We start from the raw sequence: 21,837 nt of genomic DNA, 5'->3' as shown, positions 1-21,837 counted from the left end.
CGCCCAGCGCATCCCCATCACCGGCGGCCCCTTAACGGGCTGACTGACCACCACAGTTGGGTTGGTGAACGCACCGTGGAGTCCGCGCACGACGCCTCACTGGTCACCTGCTCACGGCGTGGCGCGCCTCACCGCGTCGGCGAGGCCGTCCCGCCGGCGCACACGGGCCTCCTGTGTAGCCGGCCCGTTGGTGCCGTCCGGTCCCGCGTACGCGGCGATCCAGGCCTGCACCACGGCGAAAGGCCAGGCGCGGGCGTAGTCCTCCGCATCCCCGGCAGCAAAAGCGCCGGCGTACGTGGCAGCGTTCGCGATCGCATTGGCCTCAGCGTGCACGCGCTCGCTCACCTCGGTGTTCATACGCGCATACGAATCGCCGTAGCGTTCGGCCTCGTCCTCGGACCAACCGCGCGAGCGCGCGAAGGAGGCCGCGGCCGACGACGCCCGGGCGTGTACCTGCTCGCGGGGATAGGCCATCCGGTACACATCGCGCAACGCCGGTTCCAGCACCGCCGACCAGACGCCCTCGCCGATCGGCTCACCAGCTGCCGCGCGTGCATGTACTGCGCGCAAGGCGTCATGCGGGGCGGCGTCCACACCGTGCTGGGCGACCGCCTCACCGACCAGATCCGCCACCGCACCGGCATGCCAGTGGTGGACCGCGGCGAAGGGCACCTCGGCAGTGCAGTGCCCCAACCCGTCGTACACACCTCCCGGAACGGCGAGTACCTCGCGGACTTGATGCAGCCAGCTCGGTACCGACACGGGCTGAACGGCTTCGGGCGGGATAGGCGGTTCGGTCGTCAATGCAGCCTCCGGAACTCATGGCCCCGGTTCCGGAGCCAGAGGAATCACTAGAGTTTGTAGCGAATCGCGATCTTGGTGTGGGTTGTTCTATGCCGCGGCTGCTTACCAGGCGCGGACGACCGCCGCGATTTCCTCGGGGCCGGGCTGACCTGCAGGGTTGCGAATATGGCGGGCTACGATGATCGTCCGGCGGAGCTTGGCGACCATGTCGCTGAACGCCGGGGTCGCCTTCGTGGTGTACCAGGGCTGCCGTGTCCGTCGGTCGGCGATGTCGGCGGGGTGGTGGCTGTGAGCGGCGTACCAGAGCACGACGATGGTGTAGACGGCGAGGCCGAAGGGGACGGTGCGTTCGACCGCGCGGCGGGTGCGGTTGCGGGCCTGGCCGACACCGAGGTGGCCGCGCATGTGTTCGAAGGTCGACTCGATCGGCCAGCGCGTGCCGTACCGTTCGACCAGGTCGTCGGCGGTGCTGATGTGGTCGGTGCTGACCAGCGCGAGGTCGTACGGGTTGGTCGAGTCCAGGTCGTGGACCAGGACGAGGCGGACCGGGAGGTCCTTGAAGGCTCCGTACCACAGGCACTCCAGTTCGGTGATCCACACGAACTCCGTGCGGCCGTAGCGCTCCACGACACTCAGACGCCAGGTCGCTGCCTCGGCGATGGCGATCAGTGAGCCGAGTGCGGCGCCCTTCTTGCGGGGTCGGCCGCGCTTGTCCGTCCGGGGCGGGGTGGGCTCGAACAGGGCGGCGTTGCGCGGCAGCCGGGTGGTGAAGGTGACTGTTCCGGGCAGGTCGGCGACCTTGATGGAGTGGTAGGCGGCGTCGCCGGTGACGTGGACGGTCCGGTCGGGGAAGAGCGCGGCCAGGTCATGGACCATCTGAAGGGCCAGGTCGGTGCGGGAGGCGGTGCCCTTGCCGCGCCACAGCCGGGCGGCGACCGGCAGCGCGATCGGCCTGGTCAGGAAGGGCAGGCGGACCACGATCGCGCAGATGACCCAGGTGTTGCCGAACCCGAGCTTGTCCTTGCCCCGCCCGGAGCCGTCGTGCGCCCACAGCACCCCGAAGATCTTCTTGCCGGCCCGGTGGAGCAGGGTGTCGTCCACGACGACCGCGATCGGCGCGTCCGCCGGCAGCAGGGCCTCCACCACCGCGCGGGCGAGCCGCAGTCCGAGCCGGTCCGGATCCCAGGACGCCTCAGAGAAGAAGGCATGCGCCCTGCGGTGCGGCCACAACCGCGACAGTCCCGCCCCGGTCAGCATCCCGGTGACCGTCCGACGACCGGTCTGGGCGACCATCCCGGTGACCGTCCGACGACCGGTCTGGGCGACCATCCCGGCCACGAGATGGCAGAAAGTCTCGAACGAGTGCTTCGTGAAGCACGGGCGGGTGACATGCAGGACAAGCAGCAACGACGCCGGTAGCGTCATCCCCGGAACCATCAGCGGCCGTTCCTCACATCGAGGCTATTGATCATCACCGCTGATGGTTCTTCACATCCAGCCCGACCGGCCGCGCATCAGGCCCGACTCACCCAGGCTGCAGGCCAGTCAAGATCGCGATTCGCTACAAACTCGAGAGAATCATCAGACTGCGCATTCTCCCGTCCCCCTGAGCCTGAGCCGCTCACTACCGGCTGCGCCATCGCGATCTACGATCCGGTTGCTTTGACCTGCACCATCGCCCGCGCTGGCCTCCCGGAGCCGGTCGCCGTCTTCCCCGACAGCACCGTGGTCAGCTGCCTGTCCCTCCGGGCCCTCTCCTCGCCGCACCCGGCAAAGCGCCATTCCCCGCGACCACCGTCAATCTCCCTTGCGCCGCTCCGAGGAGGAGCAGCGCATGGCCACCCGGTTCTATCGGGCCGTACGGGACGCCGCGCGCCGGGAGGTGCTGGTGGCCGCCGGCCACACACCACGTCGCTGCAGGCCGTGAAGGCCTCGCGGACCGGCTCGCCGCCGAGCACCAACTCACGTACGCCATCTACAGCAACGGTGCGCGGATGCCGATGCAGGCGTGGGCGGAGGCCGCCGCGACCCTCGCCAAAAGCGCGGTCGCCTACAACGCGGGCACACTCAACCGGGCCTGCGAGGCGGGCGTGCAGTTCATGGAGGTGTTCGACGGCTCCGACTGCGGCTCGACCAGCCACAAGGACCCCGACAAGGCGAACGGCACGCTGCGGACGGTGGAGGAGGCGGCGTCGTGGCCGATCTCCCATCCCCGCTGCCGTCGCATCTTCGGGGCGGGGCCGGACGTCACGAGCGTGCCGTGAGGGGTGTTCAGTCGCGGGTGGCGCCTTCTGGCCATACGATCTGCACGGGCACTCCGAGACGGCGCGCGTAGGACACGACGTCGGCCGTACCGCCGAAGCCGCGAGCCGGTTGCCCGTCCCATACGGCGATCAGCCTGTCGGCGAGGCCCACCAGGATCTCGCTGCCCGCTTGGTGTGCCTGCGATGTCGACACGCGTAGCCCCGTGCGGTGGACGTCGGCGGCACGATCTATCAGCTCGTCGTACACCGGGTGGTGCCAGTCGGGAAGGCTGGCCCGGTACTGGACGGCGGGCACGACCACCTCAAGCCGGCCGCCGTGCGCTAGGACGGCCTCGGCGAACCAGGCGTCGGGCCCGTCGGCGATACAGCTGATGCCCACCAGGTCCTTGGGGTCACTGTCGGCAACAACCTTGGCGAGCTGCTCGCGGACTTGGGATTCCACCTTGGGTGACAGTCCCCGGTGGCCTGTGATGCCCAGGCGCATGGATGGCTCCCTATCTTACAGATAGGCGTCGTGCAGCAGAGTGCGAAATCGCGGACGATACCGGCCGGTGTCGGCGAGGTGTAGGTGCGGCGGAAGGCGCGGGCGCGTTCGACGACGCGCCCGGACCGTAGCCGCATCCCGTCGTGGACGGCGCGGGTTGCCAGGGCGAAGGCGAAGGCGGAGTCGAGGCGGCCGGTTGCAAGGTGGCTGCTGGCTACGTCGAGGGTGAGCAGGGCCTGCTGCTTCTCGTGGCCGGAGGACAGGGCGGTGGTGATGTCCTTCGTGGACGCCATCCAGCGCGGCCGGCCGAGGCGGGCGCCGCATACCACCCTGCAGGACGCCACATTCCGCTCGTCGAAGGAGAACACCCACGGCCACGGGGGCGGGTCTTCGCGGGATACGCGTGCGGTGTTCTGCTCGCAGGCACGCAACGCCCGCTCGGTGGCGCGGTCGTCACCGGCGGTGGCGTGCGCGACCGCTTCGATGGAGGCGAGCCACGCCGCGGCGATGGCGGACAGGTCGGCGCCGAGCTGGCGGCGTGCGCGGGCGATGAGGCGCAGCCCTTCAGCGGTGTTGCCTGCCTCCACCTCGAACTGGGCGAGGCTGCCCGTCTGGTAGGCGGACAGCAGCGGGTCCCCGGCGGTACGGGCGGCTTTGATCGCTGAGCCGTACCAGGTGCGGGCGGAGCCGTGGTCTGCCATGTCCCAGGCGAGCCAGCCGACCAGGGATGCCGCTTCGGAGCCGACGGCGGCCATGCGGGCCTTGTGGGAGGTGTCAGGTGCCTGCGAGGCGACACGCTGGATGAGCCGCACGTGGGATTGCACGGTGTCCGTGAGGTCGCGTGAGGCGACGGTGGCGTCCAGGCGGCGGAAAGCGGTGGTGGCCACGCGCAGTGCGGCTGCCTGGCCGCTGCCCCACTCGGGGCGTGCCTGTGGTTGGGGGGTATGGCTTGCGTCGCGGCGATAGCGGCGACGCCGGCGAGGAATTCGCGGCGTTCCACCGTGCTGTTTCCGTTCCGGTCGTAGTCGGCGAGGCCGACCAGGTTCGGAGGGATACCGAGGTGGCTGGCTGCGCTCGCCAGGAGAGTCATGTCGTACGGGCCGACGCCACGGTCTTCGAGGCGGGACATGGCGGACTGGGATAGGCCGCAGGCTTCTCCGAGCTGCCGCTGTGTCAGGCCGACGGCCTTGCGGGCCTGTTTGATGACACGCCCGTAGTCGCCATCGCGTGCAGCGTCTCGTAAAGCTCTGTTTTGGGACCAATCCATCCGCTTCCCCTCCCACGCTACGTACCGCGTCCCAGGATGTACCCGCTTCGTATGCGCTGTGTGCATAAACGTATGCGTGGGCCGCATCGAAGATGGCCAGCTCCTCCGAGTTGCCGGTTTCCTACAGACAGTGCCCGACACGGTGTCAGGTCGGCGCTGACCTCTTGGAATTCCCGATCGGGGCGTCGAGGTCCCATGGAGGGGAGCTGCGCGATGAACCACAACTCCAGCCGTGGCCCAGAGAGCAGCACGGCGGCCGCCGGCGGGCGCCAGGCCCGACCGGACTCGCTGCAAGGCGAGGACCGGGAGCGAAGAGCCGCCGTCGAGGCGTGGCTGTACCGGGCGGCGACGTCCCGCCAGACGGCGGCCGTGGAGTGGACGCGGCAGCGCATCGCGCTGCTGACCGCGGGCATCGTGTGGGACGCCGTGCGCGTGCCCTACCCGCAGTTGGGCGCCGACCTGGAACGCGACGCCGGACCGGAGCAGCTGCGTCGGCGGCTGTACGAGCTGCAGGTGGCCGGGCCGGTGTTCTGCGACCCCTACCGCCCGTTCCTGTACGTCCTGATGCCTCCCGGCACGGACCGGGAGTGGCCGCGCACTCTCACTCATATGGGCGTGGCGTGCCTGGGCGGTACCCGACCGTACGTCCACCACCTGGGAGTGCCGCGCTTGGACCTGATCTCCCCGCCTGGCCCGTACTGGCTGAGCGCCCCCGACGGCACCGGCCGTCTCACGGACCCCCAGCACCTCTACCAGGTACTGCAGGCGCAGGCGGTCGTGACGGCGATACCGGGTGCACCGCAGGTCATCGCATAGACCGCGCTGGCCGTGCGTGACTGTCCCCTGACGCGCACGGCCAGCGCACTCCACCTTCCGACTCGTCACCGTGAAGAGAGCCATGTCCGCAGTCCTGACCTACAAGGGTCACCCTCTCCCGCACATCACCGTCTGGAGCAGCGAGCACCTCAAGCAGCCGCCCGTCATCCGCAGTGCCGACGGTGTCGTCTTCGCCGACATCACCTTCGCCGGATTCCCGCACCGGGACTCTGCGGGCGTGCTGTGGCAGCCGTGGGCACTGCGCCAGGGCGACGGGATGCCTGAGTTCGGCAGGGTTCACGGGCCCCGGCGGCGGCGGGCCATGCGGCGCCGCCGCGCGTGAAGTGGATGGTTGGCGCGCAGCTGGCCGCCACCCTCTACAACGTAACGGTCATCGACTGTCCCGATCCGGTCACTGAAGAGCCGGTGGCCGGGGCGGGGGCGCGCCGATGACGCCGCTCGCGGCACCGGCTGTCGACGCCCGTCTGATCCGCCGCACGTACGGCACGGCACTGTGGGATTCGCGACCGGTCGGTGAGGAGAGCCGCGCACACATGGCGGGCCTCCTTCGCGGGCACATGCGGCTGCTGCTGCCCGAGGACGAGAAGCGGGTGGCCGCGATGCCCGGCACCTTCAACCGGAGTGCTGGCCAGCACGTCATCGCCCGGGCGCACGACGTCCTGGACGTTCCCGTCACGGGGGCGTCGTCAGCCGAGTACGTCTACGACCTTGCGACCCTCACCCGGGTGCTCCTGGCCCCGCATGAGCGCCCCCAGAGGGTTGGCGTCCGGGGAGTTGGGGGCGGGGGCCGGCGAGGGTGAGCATGACCAGGGCGATGACGGCGTCGGCGGAGTGGAAGCCGAAGCCTCTGCGGATGATCAGGCGGGTCTTGGTGTTGGTGGACTGTGCGCCCAGGAGGCTGGAGGTTGGTCATGTAGTTGATTGATCGCTAACCGTAAGCTCGTCGTTGCTTGCCGGTGGAAGTCCGGTCCGGGTAGTTGCCAGGAAGCCCGGTAGCAGACTGGCGGCGTCGGGGCATCGAGAAGGTGGCCTTGGGCCACGGTGCTGGGTCCGTCGTTATCTGAGGGGAAGCCCACCACCGCACCTACCGAGAGGAGCGACGGTCATGACCACTGAGCGCGTACTCGTCCGTCTCTTGCTGTTGTTCGGAGACCAGATCTAGACCGTCGCCGTTGCGTCGCCAGGAGTGCGCGCCAAGCTGGAGCGTTACCCGGCTTCTGAGATCGCCGACGCCCTCGGTGTCCGGGTGCATGATCTGCCGGGTGCGCGGCTGACCGCCGAGGTCGGCGAGGACAGCCGGCTGTCCGGCTGGCGGTTCGCCTGACCAGCTGACAAGCACATCACCCGAAACGGGGTCGGCGTAGCCGCAGCTCCCTTGCGAGGCACGCCTTGCGTGTCACAGTGAGCGTCGTTGCTTCCACCCGGCATGCGTCGGATCTCTCAGGTGGCCCGCCTCGCCCGCACCCTCATCGGGCGAGGCGAGCCACGTGCCGAAGACGGGGCCCTCTCCGTATGCGCGCCAGCGCGGGACAAGTGACGCTGATGGCATGGCCGAACGTCGCCTGCTCGTGTCCCCACCCGACGAGACTGGCGGTCGGCGTGTCCGGGTGGATGGCGAGACGCTCGGGAAGGCGTACAGCCGGCACAACCTGAGCGTGTTCTTGGAACGGGCTGGCATGGAGGGCCTGGATGAGGTCGATGTAGCCAACTCGCCTCTGATCGAGTGGCACGGCGGAGGACCCCAAGTCTGGTCGGCGATGCCATGAGAACCGCCCGTCGCGGCGCGAGCCACCGATGACGCCGCCTGTACGCCGGGTGCGCGAGTCTGAGTGAGCACAGGCGCGTGCGGAGTCGAAAGGGGCGTGGAGACGCGGGATGCGGGAGGCGTATCACGAAGGGCTTGCCTCCCTCGATCGGGGATGGCCTGCTGGAGATGGCACGGCTGGCCGGCTCGGCGATGGGCCGGGCCACCAGTGCCCTACTCGATGCCGACGTGCAACTGGCGGAGAACGTGATCTCGGCGGACGAGCGGGTTGATGACCTGCAGCGAGATCTGGAGGACAAGGCGGTCGCTCTGCTGGCGCGACTCAGCCGGTCGCCACCGATCGTCGTCACCTCGCTGCGGATGAGCGCGGATCTGGAGCGGGCCGGCGACCTGGCGCAGCACGTGGCCAAGCTGGCCCGGCTGCGCGTCCCCGATTGCGCGATACCTGGCGACCTGCACAGCACGATTCTCGAAATGGGTCAGCTGGCGCAACGGCTGATGGCCAAGGTGGCCGATGTCATCGACTCCAAGGATGTTGAGAAAGCCCTGCAGTTGGAGCAGGACGACGACCGCATGGATGAGCTGCATCGCACGCTTTTCCAGCACCTGCTGGACCAGCGCTGGTCGCACGGCGTCGAGACGGCAGTCGACGTGACCCTGGTGGGCCGCTACTACGAACGTTTCGCCGACCACGCGGTATCAGTGGCCAGGCGTGTGGCCTACCTGGTCACCGGCGAACACGTCCGCGAGCGTACGACGGATGTGAGGGAGTTTCAGGCGGAGGGTCAGCTCGATCGCCTCGGCGAGAGGGTCGCCGGTGGAGCCCTGGACCGGTCCGTTCGGCCGGCGGGCGTCGGCGCGCGGCCCGCTGCACAGCTCGTCGTAGAGGGCGCGCTGCTTCGGCGTGAGCTGGGTGGGGGCCGGCAGCGGGCCACGGGTCGATTCAGCCAACGACGACGTTCCTCAGCTCGCCGACCCGCTACACGCGGCTCACCACCCTCTGCCCCGGGGTGAGGAACACCTTCGGGTTGCGGGCGTTGCCGACGCCGCTCGGCGTGCCCGTGAGGATCACGTCGCCGGACTCGGCGGTTCCGTACTGGCTCGTCCATGCTGGCCTGTGCTGACGTGGCGCCCGTTGCCGCGCCGGTTGGGGTCGGTCACGGCAATAGGCGCCGCTTGGGGCGTCTTGAGGGCTTCACGTGCAGGGACGTCAGCCGCCTGAGTTGTACAGCGCGGTGACGTCGGCGCCGGAAAGGGCGCGGTTCCATGCGCGGACCTGGTCGATGCTGCCCGGCCAGTAGTCGCTGTTGCGGCCGCCGGAGAAGGCGCGTCCGACGGCGAAGGCGCCCGGGGCGCTGTCTCCTGTCGGCTGGTGCCATACGGTGGTCTGTGCCTGGCCGTCGACGTAGAGGGTGTAGGTGCCGGCGTCGGCGTTGTGCACCCCGACCAGGTGGTACCACCGGCCAGGTGCCGGGGGTTGGTCAGCCAGGGCCCGTCCCTCGCCGGTGGAGAAGGCGAGGCGGTTGTCGGCGGCCGAGTACTGCAGGAAGAAGCCACTGGTGGTGGGTCCGTCCTGGCTGACCGCGGTGGCGAAGGATCCGGTGTGGTCCAGGCGTACCCACGCGCTGACGGTGAAGTTGCCGGTGGTGTCGAGGACGGGTGCGGTGGTCTGCCCATACTGGGAGCTGCCGTTGAATTGCAGGGCGGTTCCCGTCGTGCCGGGAACCCATGCCGGGTCGCCGACGAGCTGGAGATCGTGGGTTGCGGAGGTGTCGTGGGCCACTGTGCCGGTGCCCTCGTTGAGGGCCCAGGTCCCGATCGGATCGTTTTGGCCGGGCGGGAAGGCCATGATTAGGTTCTGCAGGTGGTGCGTGGCCTGCGTGAGGTTGTGGGCGTCGCGGTAATACGCGGTCGCCATCAGGGCTGCTGGACTGCCTGGCGCGGTGCCGGGTGCGGGGACGATGACGAACCGCCATCTTGCCGACTGGTGCGGGCCGATCGAGGTCGGTGCGTCCCTTGACGGTCGCGCTGTCCAGCCGTTCGGTAGCCCGAGGGCAACGTGAGCGGCATCGATTTCGTGGTCGGTGGTGTTGTGGACGGTGACATCGACGAGGGTGGCGCAGCCGACCGTGATTACGCCGTTCGGGTTGAGAGGGCCGACCATGACACTCGCGTCGTGGCTGGACGGGGCCCAGGACTCGAACTCGGTCACGCCGACGTAGGCACCTGGCGGGTTGGTGAACAGGAGCCGGACCTGGGTCGTCGTGATTGGCGGGAAGGTGATCTCGTTCAGGCCGTTGCCGACCGGGGTCGCGGAGTTGCGTGTCTGATCGGGAACGTCCTGCCAGGCGGTGCCGTCCCAATACTGCACGCGGTAGTCGGCTGCGGGGCGCACGCCGCCGCCGTCCTCGTAGCCGTACCAGCGGATGTTGCTGACAACGGTGGGGGCGCCGAAGTCGACGCCGTAGTAGTCGTTCTTGTTGGGTGAGCTGTAGTTGGTCCACCGGGTGTCTTCGGGGACCTCGTTGAACCACACCTTGCCGTCCAGGGCGTTCCACGCGTTGTCGAAGCGCCAGGTGTATGACGTGATCGGCTTCGGGTAGCCTTGGCGCAGCGGGTTGGCTGCATCGTTGACCAGTGGGCTGGCAGCTTTGGTGAGGGTCTGGCCGATGCCGATGGTCATGTCCCGCAAGGTAGGCGAGGTGCGGCTGAGCCGGCCGTCGATGTAGATCTTCATGCCGGGGCCTTGCCCGTAGTGGGTGCCGTCGCGGTCCCATAGCAAGGTGATGTTGTGCCCGTGGTAGGGCACGTTCTCGGCGGCGAAGTGATCCCAGTCGGCGGGGACGAGCGGCTGCATGCGAAGGTTGCCACCGGCCTGCGGTCGCAGGCCCAGGAGTCCGGACAGGACGAGGTCGTCGAAGGTGGAGTGGTTGTAGTCCTCGCTGTGGTCGTAGCCGTCGTAGATCCACTGGTTCACGTCGGGGGCGTGTGCCTCGGCGACGTAGGGCTGGCCGCCGCGCATCTGGGTCTTGGCGTAGGTCTGCAGCGCGGTGACGTAGTCGTCTTTGGTGATCGTGTCCTGTGTCGGGTAGGTGTCGAGCAGGTCGGCCAGGCCGGTCAGTGTCTGGCTGGTCGCAAATGGCCAGCTCGGGCCGTCCCATCGGCAGCAACCCGTCGCCTGGTACATGAACCACTGGCTGCGGTGCTCGGCGGTAGTGGGACCGTAGGTGCTGGCGAAGCCCTGGGGGTCGAGCAGCTGGGACCACGCGGTGGTGTCCCCAGGCTCCGCAGCACCGAACATCCACGGGATGTAGCCGATTTCCTCGCGGGTGCCGGAGAGCTTGTGATCCGGGTTGTTGTCGCGTGCCATCGTGTAGTAGAAGTCTCGGCTGGGGTCCCAGAGCCACTTCTGCAGGGCTGCCTTCAGCGCCGAGGCACGGCCGGCGTACTCGGTGGCCAGGGCGCGATCGCCGACCATGTCGGCGATCGCGCTGATGGCGGTGGCGTCCCCGTATTGGTAGGAGTTCAGCGTCGGCCGGTAGCCCGCTCCGCCGTGGTAGGGGTCGCTGGAGGCGTAGGAGGAGGCGGAGAACTCCATGGCATCCCATACCGGTACGGACCAGTACAGGCCCAGCTGCGTGTTGAACTGTTTGTCCCAGCCCCTGTACTGGCGCACGAGGTCGGGCAGGAGGGCGCGCAGCTGCGTGAAATCGCCGTTCACCTTGGCCTGGCCGTATGCGGCCGAGGCGAGCCAGAAGCTGTACTCGTGCGCCCAGTCGGTGGTGTCAGCGTTGACACTGTCCGCGGCGGGCTTGGCCGCCGCGCCGGGGCCGGTGAGCCAGAAACGGATGTAGTCGTCGACGTAGCTGGGGTCGCGCACCCAGCGTCCTTCGGTGATCTGGTGCGCGGCGGCGGCGTCGATCGCCTGATAGGGGGCCGCGTAACCGCAGCAGTCGAGGAACTCCGTCGAGATCCACCCGTCGGCGGGGCCGGTGTAGCGCAGATGCTCCTTCCACACCCGCCAGCGGTAGTAGTAGACGCTTTGGATCGTGGCGTTCGGAAGGTCCACGAACGGGATGTTCGCCTCGTACCAGGCGGGGTCGTTTAAGCCGGACAGGTATGAGGCGTCATTGAGGAAGTGGGTTCCGGCGCCGACGGCCGGTTGGGCGTCGGCGCCGGACTGCGTTGTCGCGGTCCCGGCCGCCCGAGCGGCGGTGCCGGACAGGGTCGTTGCGAAGGCCACGATGGCGGCGGCGCAGACGAGCAGGCTGCGCAAGCGGGTGGGCCGTGCATTCGGCTTCGCCATGCCACGAGCCACAGAGTCAGGCATGGGGCATCCTCCATGGATTTGGGGTGGGCCGGGAGTGTTCGGGCGGTCAGCGGCCCCGTGTCAGGACGGCCGGGTGCCACCGGGTGAGCGGGTGTGAACGATCACCGACGATGTGCGCGCGGCGGTGGGAGGGGTTTTGGTGTGAGCGGTGGGGGTAGGGCCGTCGGCGGGCTGTGCGGGCGTGGACAGTGCAGCCCGCCGACGGCCGGTGTATCACTTGCGCAGGCTGAGCAGGGCGAAGATTCCGCCGACGACCGGACGTGCCTGGAAGCCGTTCTGGCGGTTGGTCACCGTGTCGTACCAGTCGGTGAACGGCGCCCGGGAGGGCGAGGTGTTCGCGAAGTCGTAGAGCGCGCCGACCAGGTAGTCGCTGACGGGGTGGTCCTTGAGCCAGGCCGCGGTCCACATCTCCCAGTCGCCCTTGGTGTAGGAGTGCCGGACGTCCATGGGGATGCCGTACTGGTTGACCTGGGTGAGGTACCAGTCACCCTCCTCCTGGGCGACTGCGCCCGGCACCAGGCCCAGCCCGAGCAGGGAGTCGGGGTAGCCGTTGTACTTCAGACTCCAGGTGCCGGGCCGGTCGTAGGCGAGCTTGAGGTGGTCGCCGCTGGTGTCCTGGGCCTTGGAGACCCACTTGCTGGCGTAGTCCTTCGCGGTGGCCAGGTAGGCCGTGGCATCGGTCGTGTGGCCAGCGGCGGTGGCGATCTGGCTCATCGCGCCGATGGCCAAGATTCCCTTGAGGGCCAGGTTGGCGCTGTGAGCGATCCAGCCGGTGAAGTCGTCGGTCTGGTTCTGGTTGCCAGGGTCCAGCGTGTTCGCGGTGAGGTAGTCGGCCCACTGCTTGAGAATGGCGTAGTGGCCGGTCGCGAAGGCCTTGGCGGTCGCGGCGTCGGTGCGGGCCAGGTAGGCCGCGCTCATGATGAGCATGTTGGCGGACTCCTCGACCGGCATGTCCTCCTCGTTGCCGTCGTTGTGCCCGCTCGCGTTGGGATAGCTGGATCCCAGGTCATGCTCGGCGAAGGTCTTGGGCCAGCCGCCCCGCTCGGCGTAGTCGAGCAGAGGGGCCAGCAGCAGGCCCAGGTATTGTGGGTCCGCGTAGATGAAGACCGGCATGGCCGGGTAGGTCACGTCCACGGTGGAGACGTTGCCGTCGCTGGAGATCTCCTTGAGGAATGCCCACGGCTTGCCATTGCGGGTGACCAGCTCGGTACCGGCGAAGGCCTGGCGCAGCGAGAGCACGCACAGCGCGGCGTACTTGGTGCCGCCGACGGCCCTGGCCTCCTGCTCGATCCTGCGATCCAAGGCGGCGGTGCGGGTCTGCGCGACGTCGGCGTCGCTGTGGAAGAACGACACCATGTCCTGCCAGGTCGACCAGTAGGAGCGCCACAGCGGCGGCAGCTGGGTCCCCAGGTAGCTGACGGCCGGTTCACGCACATGGCCGACCGACAGCACCGCGGACTGCGTGCGCTTGTTGACGCTGCCGAGGTCGAAGTGGAATGCGAACACGGGCCAGTTGTCGCTGATGGCACGCGGCTGGTTGGTGTCGGCGGAATTGTCGAGCTTCCCCTTGGCGATCAGGGTCGGCCGCACGGCCGTGTCCGCGCCGATCTGCCAGGTCAGCCCGGGCCGGTTGGTTGCGCTCCACACGACGGTGCCCCAGCTGGCCATGTCACCGTTCTCGGCGAGCACACCGGGCGCATCGGGGGTGAAGGAGAGCGCCGTCAGGGCAGCCCCGGAGCCGCTGACCTGCTCTTGGGACCAGCGAATCCTCGTGGCGGAGTTGCCGTGCGCCCACTCGCCGGAGATGTCGAAGTACAGGCCAACCTCGTGCGTGCTGCCATCGGCGCTGCGCACCTCGGCGGTGAGGTAGGACAGCGGCATCGACTGCCGGCGCAGGTCGCCCGGCTCGACCGGGGACAGGAAGGTCAGGGTCAGCTCCACGCCGCCGCCGGCGAAGACGTACTGGGAGCGGGTGGCGGTCACCGTCAGGCTGCGCTGGGTCATCCCGCGCAGCACCGTGCCGACGATGTTGGGGGCGCCCAGGAACAGGAAAGGTACCCCGTCGATCCGGGCGATTCCCGTCATCGCGGTGATGCGCCCGCTCCAGAAGGACGGCCAGGTCCCGGCCAGGTTGTCGGCAGGCATCCAGGTGCTCAGGTACGGGGAGCGGACGGCGAGTGGGACCGCGGGTGGGCGGATCGGGTCGAACGAGCCCGGCATTACCGAGGGGGTCTGGCTGGGTGCGGCGATCGCCGGGGCGGGGGTGGCTGCGGCCGCGCTGTGGACCATGCCGGGCAGCAGGGCCGTGCTTGCCGCGCCCAGTCCTGCGACACCGGACCAGCGCATGAGCTTGCGGCGGCTCAGTCCCGCTTCCCCGGCGGCTTGCTGCGCGGCTGGTGGCTGCTCGGTGGGGTGGTCGTGGTGGGGCATTGGTTCCTCCAAGTGCCGCTCGTCCAAGCGGTAATGACGGGGTGTGCGGAACCCGCGGCGGCCCGACGGCACAGGCCCGCCGGGGGACTGAAGTCGCCGAGCACTTGGTGGCTGGGCAAGCGAGGACTGGCGACTTTGCGCGCAAGAGATGGTGAGTGCGGCCTACAGGCCCGGCGCGGGCGTGGACCTCAAGGCCACGGCACACCAACGGGCGCCGGCCTCGCCTGAGCGGGCATGGCCGGGCCGCGTCCCGCGCGGGGGAGCGCAGTGGGTGGCGACGCCACTGCGTCCAAACACCGAGCCTGAAAACAACGTTGGAAATCGAAGCAGGGGAATGACAGCACGGCGTCGCTGTGCTGTCCACCCCCAAGGAGGAACCAGTCGTACTCGCGTGCCGGTCGCGCATGGGACAAGACAGTTTCCTGTTCTTCGTGTGCTCCACTTCACCTGGGGCGACTGTCTGTTGGTGCGGATCAGTACAGGAAGTGAGGTGTGTTGGCCGACTCGGTGGCCTCGGCTGCGGAACTGTGCAGGAGTCCTTGACAGCCTCGCACCGCTCCTGCAAGGTCCCGTTCCAACGTTGGAAATCAGGGGGCCGGCGACCCCACTCGCACCCACCTCACCCCACCCCACCCCATCCTCCTTCCCCGCATCCAAGGGAGTGATCGGCGCATGAACGCCACCCTTCGCGCCAAGGCCGCCACTGCTGCGATGCTCGCCGCGGGCCTGTGTCTGACTGCGACCGCGTGCACCAACTCCGGTTCCACCACGGCGGCTTCGGGTAGTCGGGCCCCCTCGGCCGCCAACAGCGCCGGTGCCCAGCAGGTCGAGTCGCCGTCCGCTGCGCCCACCGGCTCGGGCTGCACCTACCGGTCCTACGCGGGCGGCGTCCCGCGGCTAAGTCTGGCAGGTGGGGCGACGGTCGTCGGGTTCTCCCAGTCCGAGTCGACGAGCAACCCCTTCCGCGCGACCGAGACCAAGAGCATCGAGGACGAGGCCAAGCGGCTCGGCATCAAGCTGATCGAGCGCAACGCGAACGCCGATGTCAACGCCCAGAACCTACAGATCGAGGACATGATCGCGCAGGGCGCGAAGGCCTTGATCGTCGCTCCGGAGAACTCCGACGGTCTCGGTCCTGCCCTGGCACAGGCGAAGGCGAAGAAGATCCCGGTGCTGACCATCGACCGCACCGTGACCGGCACGGCCTGCCAAGACTTCATCGCATTCATCGGCTCCAACTTCTACGGTCAGGCACAGATCGCGGCCGACGACCTCGCCGGCGCCACCCACGCACAGGCCCACATCGCGATCCTCCAGGGCACCCCGGGCAACAACGTCTCGGCCGACCGCACCAAGGGCTTCACCGACCAACTCGTCGCCAAGTACACGAACATGAAGGTCGTCGCCTCGCAGACCGGTAACTTCGACCAGACCGACGGCCAGAAGGTCATGGAGCAGCTGCTCCAGGCCCACCCCGACGTCAACGCCGTCTACGCGGAGAACGACGCCATGGCCCTCGGTGCGATCCAGGCCATCCGCTCGGCCGGGAAGACGCCCGGCAAGGACATCAAGATCGTGTCGATCGACGGCATCCAGCAGGCCGTCCAGGGCGTCGCCAACGGACAGCTCGCCGCCGACATCGAGACCAACCCGCGGTTCGGCCCGCTGGCCTTCCAGTCCCTCCAGGACTTCTTCGGCGCGACCGGGGTCCAGCCCAAGGTGATCATCAAGGACGGCCACTTCACCGGCGCCAACGCCCAGCAGGCGCTGGCCCAGGGCCTCGTGTACTGACCGGCTGCCCGAACCGCGCAGGGCCGGGGGCGCGCCCCCGCGGTCCCGGCCCCGCGCCCCGGTCGCCGCCGACAGCCACCTACGAGGAGGAAATGTTGGTCGAGAAGGACCAGACCACCCACCCCGACTTCGTCCTGGAGGTTGCGGGGGTCGACAAGAGCTTCGCCGGCGTGCGCGCCCTGCGTGGCGTGGACTTCGCCCTGCGCCCCGGCGAGGTGCACGCGCTGATCGGTGAGAACGGTGCTGGGAAGTCCACCCTGATCAAGGTGATGACCGGGGTGTATCGGCCGGATGCAGGACGGGTGCGCTTCGCTGGTGCGGAGCGGGATTTCCGCACTCCCCTGGAGGCGCAGGCGGCCGGTATCTCCACCATCTATCAGGAGGTCAACCTCGTCCCGCTGATGTCGGTGGCGCGCAATCTCTTCCTGGGCCGTGAACCGCGGCGCTTCGGCTTGGTCGACACGTCCCGGATGAACCGCGAGGCCTCGCACGTGCTGGCTCGGTACGGCGTGGACGTGGATGTCACCCGGCCACTGCACACGCTTGGCCTGGGCGCTCAGCAGATGGTCGCGCTTGCCAGGGCGGTGCAGGTCGACGCCCGCATCGTGATCATGGATGAGCCGACCTCCTCTCTGGAGCCGCGTGAGGTGGACACGCTGTTCTCCGTCATCCGCGACCTCAAAGCGCAGGGCATCGCGGTCGTCTACGTCAGCCACCGCCTGGACGAGCTGTACGCGATCTGCGACCGGGTCACCGTCATGCGCGACGGCGCAATCGTGCACACCGGCGACATGATCGGCCTTGAGCGGCTGCGGCTGATCTCGCTGATGCTCGGCCGGGAGATCGCGGCCGTCCGCGACACAGGCAGCACCGCCTTCGACGCCGACCGCCACAGCCGCCCGGAGGGGCCGCCCGCCCTGCGGGCACGTGACCTGACGGTCCGGCACCGAGTGTACGGCGTCTCGCTGGACATCCACCCAGGTGAGGTCGTCGGCCTGGGCGGTCTGCTCGGCGCCGGGCGCAGCGAGACCGCCAAAGCGGTAATCGGCGCGCTGGCGACCGATGCGGGAGAGGTCGAAGTGGGCGGCAGGCCACTCACGCGGCGCAGTCCGGCTTCGGCGATCCGGGCCGGCGTGGTGCTGCTGCCCGAGGACCGCAAAGTGGAGGGGATCATCCCCAACCTGTCCGTCCGCGAGAACATCTCGCTGGCCGCACTGCCGCGCCTGTCCCGGGCCGGGCTGGTATCGCAGACCAAGCAGGACGAGATCGTGCGTCTGTTCATGGACCGGCTGCGGATCAAGGCCTCAAGCCCTGACCAGAAGGTGAGCGACCTGTCCGGCGGCAACCAGCAGAAAGTGCTGCTGGCCCGGTGGCTGGCCCTGAACCCGCAGGTGCTGTTGCTGGACGAGCCCACGCGCGGCATCGACGTCGGCGCCAAGGCCGAAGTGCAGGCGCTCATCGACGAACTGGCCAGGGCCGGTCTGGGTGTCCTGCTGATCTCCTCCGACCTGGAGGAACTGATCGAGGGTGCAGACCGGGTCGTCGTGCTCAAGGACGGCAGAGTGGTCGGCCATCTGGCCGACGGCGACGTCACCGAGGAGGGCCTGCTGGGCGCGCTTGCCACGGGCGACGACCCCGCGAACCGCCACACCGACCCCGACGAACCCTCGTCCGTCCACGCGGCGGCCACAGGCGTCCATAACCCGAAGGACGAGAAGGGAGAGCAGCAATGAGTGCCCTCAGCTGGGCGGACGCCGGCCGCGATCGCGATCGGCTGCGACACCTGCTCCAGGAGTACGGCGTCTACGCCGCACTGGCGGCGCTGTTCGTGGTCGCCGTGGGCCTGGACACCAGCTTCCTGTCCCTCTCCAATGTCCGCATCCAGCTGTTCCAGGTGGCGCCGACACTCCTGGTTGCGCTCGGGATGGCACTGGTGATCGGCACCGAGGGGATCGACCTTTCGGTAGGCGCCGTGATCGCGCTGTCGGCCGCGATCGTCCCCCTCTACGTGGGCTGGGGGCTGCCGGTCGCGTTGCTGATGGCCCTGGCGCTCGGCGCGGCGGCCGGGGCGATCGGCGGCACGATGGTGGCCTTCACCCGCATCCAGCCGATCGTGGCCACGCTGTCGCTGATGATCGGCGTCCGCGGCCTTGCCGAGACCATCAACGGCGACTCCGCCAAGCCGGTCACCGACCCCGGGCTGCTCGCGCTCGGCGCGGACAGTGTCGCCGGCGTGCCGGTGGTGGCGTGGATAGTGGCGGCATGTGCGTTGCTGACCGGGCTGATGGTGCGCCGCACGACTCTGGGCCGGCGGCTGGTCGCCATCGGCGACAACCGGGCGGCCAGTCGGCTGTCCGGACTTCCTGTGCGACGGGTACTGATGACCGTCTACATCCTGTCCGGCATCCTCGCCGCACTGGCCGGAGTGATGATCGTAGGTCACAGCGCCGAGGCAGACCCCGCCAACCAGGGCCTGAGCATGGAACTCAACGCGATCACCGCGGTCGTGGTCGGCGGCACGCCGCTGACCGGCGGCAAGGTGCGTGTGCTCGGCACCGTGGCCGGCGCGCTATTCATGCAGCTGATCACGGCCGTTCTCACCCAGCACAACGTGCACACGTCTTATACCCAGATCGTCGAGGCGGCCATCATCTGCTTCGCCGTGTACGCGTCCCAGGAGCGTGGTGCCCGATGAGCCCCACCGTCTCGTCCCCCACCACGCTGTCCCCGGAGACCACCCCCGCCACCGGGCCCAAACGGGCACCGCTGGGGGAGCGACTCGCGGCGCAGGTGCAGCGCCGCGGCGCGCTGGCCGTCCTGGTCCTGGTGATCGCAGTGGCCTCGGCCAGCTCCGAGACCTTCTCGACCTGGTCCAACGTGAGCAGCATCCTGGGCAACAACGCCTTCGTCTGGCTGCTGGCGCTGGGCATGACCTTCGTGATCATGACCGGCGGCATTGACCTCTCCGTCGGCTCGATGTACGCGCTCGGTGGCGTGCTCGCCGCCTACGGGGCCCAGACGCAGGGCACCTGGCTGGCGGTCATGCTGCCTGCGGCGGTCGGCGCCACCTGGGGCACGATCCAGGGACTGCTAATAGCGCGCGCCCGCATGGCACCCTTCATCGTCACACTGGCGGGCCTGCTCGGGGCGCGCGGGCTGCTTCAGGCCGTCACCCACGAGGGCACCACGACCTACCTGGTCCCTCCCGGTTCGGCGTTTCGCGTGCTGGGCGCCGGCATCTGGACGCCAGTGCTGATCGTCGCCGCCCTGTTCGCACTGGGCTCGCTGCTGCTGACCCGAACCCGCTTCGGCGCCAACCTGACCGCGCTCGGCGGCAACGAGAACGCGGCGCTGCTCATGGGACTGCCGGTGGCACGCACCAAGATGCTGGTCTACTTGCTGTCGGGGACGCTGGCCGCCACAGCGGGCGCTTTGGGCAGCGCCCGACTGGGCTCCGGCGTCACCACCATAGGAGGCGGCTACGAACTCACCGCAATCGCTTCGGTGGTTATCGGCGGAACGCTGCTGACCGGAGGAGCCGGCTCGGTCGGCGGCACCGCCTGCGGAGTGCTCCTGCTCGCAGTGATCCACAACCTGATCGACCATTATGTCTCCCAGTACGGATCTGCGTTCACCGACACCGTCAACGGCGCGTTCCTGGCCCTCGTCGTGCTGCTCCAAGCCCTGCTCAGCCGAACCCAGCGACTGGAATAGCCACACGCCGCCTGGGCGGACCAGGGGACCGCACTGGAATAAGGCCAGGCCGGGGGATACCCGACCCGACCGTGACGAGGGAGCATAGTGCCGTGGGCGTCAGCCTCAAGGATGTCGCGCAGCGCGCGGGCGTGTCGATGAAAACCGTCTCAAATGTCGTGAACGACTACCCGTATGTCAGCCCGGCCACGCGCGAGCGCGTCCAGCAGGCCATCAAAGATCTCGGCTACCGTCCTAACCTGACCGCCCGCCACCTGCGCAAGGGCCGCACCGGCATCATCGCACTGGCCGTCCCCGAACTCGGCAACCCCTACTTCGCGGACCTGGCCAGCGCCGTCATCGACGCCGCCGCTCAGCACGACCACACCGTGCTGCTCGACCACACCGCAGGGCTACGAGAGAAGGAGGTCTTGGTCGCCCAAGGATTCCGCGCTCACATCATCGACGGGCTGATCCTCAGCCCCATCCAACTGGAGACCGAAGACCTGCTCGCCCGTCTCGACGGCCCACCACTGGTACTGCTGGGCGAACGCGAGTACGACGCACCTTACGACCACATCGCCATTGACAACGTGGCCGCCGCCCGTACCGCCGTGCAGCACCTGATCGCCCTGGGCCGACGCCGCATCGCCTTCCTCGGTGCCCGCCAGGAGAGCCTGCGCCAACCTGCGCACCTGCGCCTACGCGGCTGGCGCGAGGAGATCCGGGCATCCGGCGGCACACCCGACGGGTCACTCGTAGTCGCCACCGACGGCTACGACCACCGCGACGGTGCCGCCGCAATGGCCTACCTGCTGGACCGCGCGGAGCCACCGGACGCCGTCTTCGCCTACAACGACCTGATCGCCCTGGGAGCGATGCGGGTACTGTTCGAGCGCGGACTGCGCGTGCCCGAGGACATCGCAGTGGTCGGCTTCGACGACATCGAGGAAGGCCGCTACGCGGCGGTGTCCCTGACCACAGTCGCCCCCGACAAGGCCGCGATCGCGCGGCTCGCCGTGGACTGCCTGGTGGAACGGATCGACGCCGGCACACCGACCGCAGCCTTCCCCCGCCGCATCCTGCCCGGCTACACCCTGGTCGAACGCGAATCCACGATCGGGCGCGGCACACCGGCTGCCCACCCCTGAGCCGACGCCCAGCCCACCTCACCCGCCACCTCGCGCACGCCTGCAGGGACACGGGCTTCGTCTCGCCAAGCCTGCTCGATCCCCCCGCCCGCATCAGTCGCGCCGCGCGGCATCCCTTCCCGCACCGAGGACCCCCATGTCACACCCCTCCCTGTCCAGCGCGCCCTTCGGTACCGCCCCCGAGGGCAGCCCCGTTGAGTGCTGGACACTGGACCCCGGCACGGGTGTGCGCGCCCAGGTGCTGACTTTCGGAGGCATCCTGCAACTGGCTGGAGGTCCCACGCAGCCGGAACCGCCGAGTGCGTCGTACTGGACCTGCCCGAGTTGGCCCACTATGCGGCCGACAACCCGTACCTCGGCGCTCTCATCGGACGCTACGCCAACCGCATCCATCGTGGACTCTTCACCCTGGACGGCACGACGCACCAAGTGGCTGTGGGCGACCGAGGCCACGCCCTGCACGGCGGCCCCGGCGGCTTCCACCGCCGCGTGTGGCGCGCCGAGCCACAGCCACGCGAGGATGCCGCTGCCCTGCGACTGGACCTGCACAGCCCCGACGGTGACATGGGTTTCCCAGGCGCCCTCGACGTCACTGCGCTCTACACCCTCAACCGATCGGGCACCCTACGCCTGGACTTCACCGCGTGCACCGACCAAGCCACCCCGGTGAACCTCATCCACCATGCCTACTTCAACCTTACAGGGGCTGGCTCGGGAGACGTCCTTTCCCACTTCCTGGCCCTCGACGCGGACGCCTACCTCCCGGTCACCGCGCAAGCCATCCCGCTCGGTCCGGCCGCCCCCACCGCCGGTACCGCCTTCGACTTCGCCGAGCCGCGCAGGATCGGCGAGCGCATCGCAGACGCTGACGCCCAACTCCACGACGCCGGCGGCTACGACCACTGCTGGGTGCTCGAGGAGCCGACAGCTCAGGCCGGTCATAACCATTCGCCGATCGCGGCGATCAGGACGGTGGCTTCGAAGCGGACGGCGAGTTTGTCGAACCGGGTGGCGACCGCCC

18 protein-coding genes and 2 pseudogenes are annotated in these 21,837 nt (G+C 68.9%); 12 read left to right on the top strand and 8 right to left on the bottom strand.

What is annotated here, in order from left to right; genetic code table 11:
• Positions 1-111: 111 nt before the first annotated feature.
• Together AB0L95_RS39680 and AB0L95_RS39675 are read right to left on the bottom strand one after the other, a co-directional pair.
• Positions 112-804, bottom strand: coding sequence for a SpcZ (locus AB0L95_RS39680; RefSeq protein ID WP_365171174.1), 693 nt, complete (start codon positions 802-804; stop codon positions 112-114).
• A gap of 102 nt (positions 805-906) precedes the next feature.
• On the bottom strand, positions 907-2,229 hold the full coding sequence (locus AB0L95_RS39675; RefSeq protein WP_365171172.1) for a transposase: 1,323 nt from the start codon (positions 2,227-2,229) through the stop codon (positions 907-909).
• Between the two features lie 569 nt (positions 2,230-2,798).
• On the opposite strand from AB0L95_RS39675, the gene AB0L95_RS39670 reads away from it, so the two are divergent.
• A complete protein-coding gene (locus AB0L95_RS39670; protein WP_365171170.1) occupies positions 2,799-3,068 on the top strand; it encodes a hypothetical protein in 270 nt (89 codons plus the stop codon).
• 7 nt (positions 3,069-3,075) lie between these two features.
• On the opposite strand, the gene AB0L95_RS39665 is transcribed toward AB0L95_RS39670, so the two are convergent.
• Entirely contained in the window at positions 3,076-3,552 is a 477-nt protein-coding gene (locus AB0L95_RS39665) for a hypothetical protein (protein ID WP_365171168.1), read from the bottom strand.
• Between the two features lie 214 nt (positions 3,553-3,766).
• A complete protein-coding gene (locus AB0L95_RS39660; RefSeq protein WP_365171166.1) occupies positions 3,767-4,819 on the bottom strand; it encodes a helix-turn-helix domain-containing protein in 1,053 nt (350 codons plus the stop codon).
• A 213-nt stretch (positions 4,820-5,032) separates the two neighbouring features.
• Between AB0L95_RS39660 and AB0L95_RS39655 the strand changes: the two genes are divergently transcribed.
• The 3 genes from AB0L95_RS39655 to AB0L95_RS39645 all read left to right on the top strand — a co-directional run bounded on the left by AB0L95_RS39655 (position 5,033) and on the right by AB0L95_RS39645 (position 6,456).
• Positions 5,033-5,635: a hypothetical protein gene (locus tag AB0L95_RS39655; RefSeq protein ID WP_365171164.1), complete on the top strand. Its 603-nt coding sequence runs from the start codon at positions 5,033-5,035 to the stop codon at positions 5,633-5,635.
• A gap of 82 nt (positions 5,636-5,717) precedes the next feature.
• Entirely contained in the window at positions 5,718-5,978 is a 261-nt protein-coding gene (locus AB0L95_RS39650; protein WP_365171162.1) for a hypothetical protein, read from the top strand.
• A 106-nt stretch (positions 5,979-6,084) separates the two neighbouring features.
• Complete coding sequence (locus AB0L95_RS39645; protein ID WP_365171160.1) at positions 6,085-6,456, top strand: DUF6415 family natural product biosynthesis protein; 372 nt, start codon at positions 6,085-6,087, stop codon at positions 6,454-6,456.
• On the opposite strand, the pseudogene AB0L95_RS39640 reads toward AB0L95_RS39645, so the two are convergent.
• Positions 6,416-6,541 (bottom strand): annotated as a pseudogene (locus AB0L95_RS39640) (ISL3 family transposase); the annotation flags it as partial. The gene AB0L95_RS39645 and the pseudogene AB0L95_RS39640 overlap by 41 nt on opposite strands.
• A 301-nt stretch (positions 6,542-6,842) precedes the next feature.
• Between AB0L95_RS39640 and AB0L95_RS39635 the strand changes: the two are divergent.
• Together AB0L95_RS39635 and phoU are read left to right on the top strand one after the other, a co-directional pair.
• Positions 6,843-6,980: a hypothetical protein gene (locus AB0L95_RS39635; protein ID WP_365171159.1), complete on the top strand. Its 138-nt coding sequence runs from the start codon at positions 6,843-6,845 to the stop codon at positions 6,978-6,980.
• Positions 6,981-7,531: 551 nt separating this feature from the next.
• Positions 7,532-8,162 (top strand): annotated as a pseudogene (gene phoU / locus AB0L95_RS39630) (phosphate signaling complex protein PhoU); the annotation flags it as partial.
• A gap of 238 nt (positions 8,163-8,400) precedes the next feature.
• Here phoU and AB0L95_RS39625 read toward each other — a convergent pair.
• From AB0L95_RS39625 to AB0L95_RS39615, 3 genes are all read right to left on the bottom strand, one after another.
• Positions 8,401-8,493 carry a hypothetical protein gene (locus AB0L95_RS39625; protein ID WP_365171158.1) on the bottom strand — a complete coding sequence of 31 codons (93 nt, stop codon included), beginning with the start codon at positions 8,491-8,493 and terminating at the stop codon, positions 8,401-8,403.
• 138 nt (positions 8,494-8,631) lie between these two features.
• Complete coding sequence (locus AB0L95_RS39620) at positions 8,632-11,751, bottom strand: LamG-like jellyroll fold domain-containing protein (RefSeq protein WP_365171156.1); 3,120 nt, start codon at positions 11,749-11,751, stop codon at positions 8,632-8,634.
• Positions 11,752-11,964: 213 nt separating this feature from the next.
• Positions 11,965-14,181: a DUF5127 domain-containing protein gene (locus AB0L95_RS39615; RefSeq protein ID WP_365171154.1), complete on the bottom strand. Its 2,217-nt coding sequence runs from the start codon at positions 14,179-14,181 to the stop codon at positions 11,965-11,967.
• 672 nt (positions 14,182-14,853) lie between these two features.
• Here AB0L95_RS39615 and AB0L95_RS39610 point away from each other — a divergent pair.
• From AB0L95_RS39610 to AB0L95_RS39585, 6 genes are all read left to right on the top strand, one after another.
• Positions 14,854-15,972, top strand: coding sequence for an ABC transporter substrate-binding protein (locus AB0L95_RS39610; RefSeq protein WP_365171152.1), 1,119 nt, complete (start codon positions 14,854-14,856; stop codon positions 15,970-15,972).
• A 92-nt stretch (positions 15,973-16,064) separates the two neighbouring features.
• Positions 16,065-17,705: a sugar ABC transporter ATP-binding protein gene (locus tag AB0L95_RS39605; protein WP_365171150.1), complete on the top strand. Its 1,641-nt coding sequence runs from the start codon at positions 16,065-16,067 to the stop codon at positions 17,703-17,705.
• Complete coding sequence (locus tag AB0L95_RS39600) at positions 17,702-18,667, top strand: ABC transporter permease (protein WP_365171148.1); 966 nt, start codon at positions 17,702-17,704, stop codon at positions 18,665-18,667. Before AB0L95_RS39605 ends, AB0L95_RS39600 begins: the two co-directional genes overlap by 4 nt.
• Positions 18,664-19,686 carry an ABC transporter permease gene (locus AB0L95_RS39595; RefSeq protein ID WP_365171146.1) on the top strand — a complete coding sequence of 341 codons (1,023 nt, stop codon included), beginning with the start codon at positions 18,664-18,666 and terminating at the stop codon, positions 19,684-19,686. Before AB0L95_RS39600 ends, AB0L95_RS39595 begins: the two co-directional genes overlap by 4 nt.
• Positions 19,687-19,778: 92 nt before the next feature.
• Complete coding sequence (locus AB0L95_RS39590; RefSeq protein WP_365171144.1) at positions 19,779-20,816, top strand: LacI family DNA-binding transcriptional regulator; 1,038 nt, start codon at positions 19,779-19,781, stop codon at positions 20,814-20,816.
• A 324-nt stretch (positions 20,817-21,140) separates the two neighbouring features.
• Positions 21,141-21,837 (top strand): aldose epimerase family protein (locus AB0L95_RS39585; protein ID WP_365171142.1); only part of this gene is annotated, 697 nt, incomplete at its 3' end.

This window comes from Streptomyces sp. NPDC052036, assembly GCF_040680495.1.
In the GTDB taxonomy this organism is placed as follows: Bacteria; Actinomycetota; Actinomycetes; order Streptomycetales; family Streptomycetaceae; genus Streptomyces.
The sequence above is the reverse complement of the archived record's forward strand: the minus strand, read 5'-3'. Positions and strand labels throughout refer to the sequence as shown.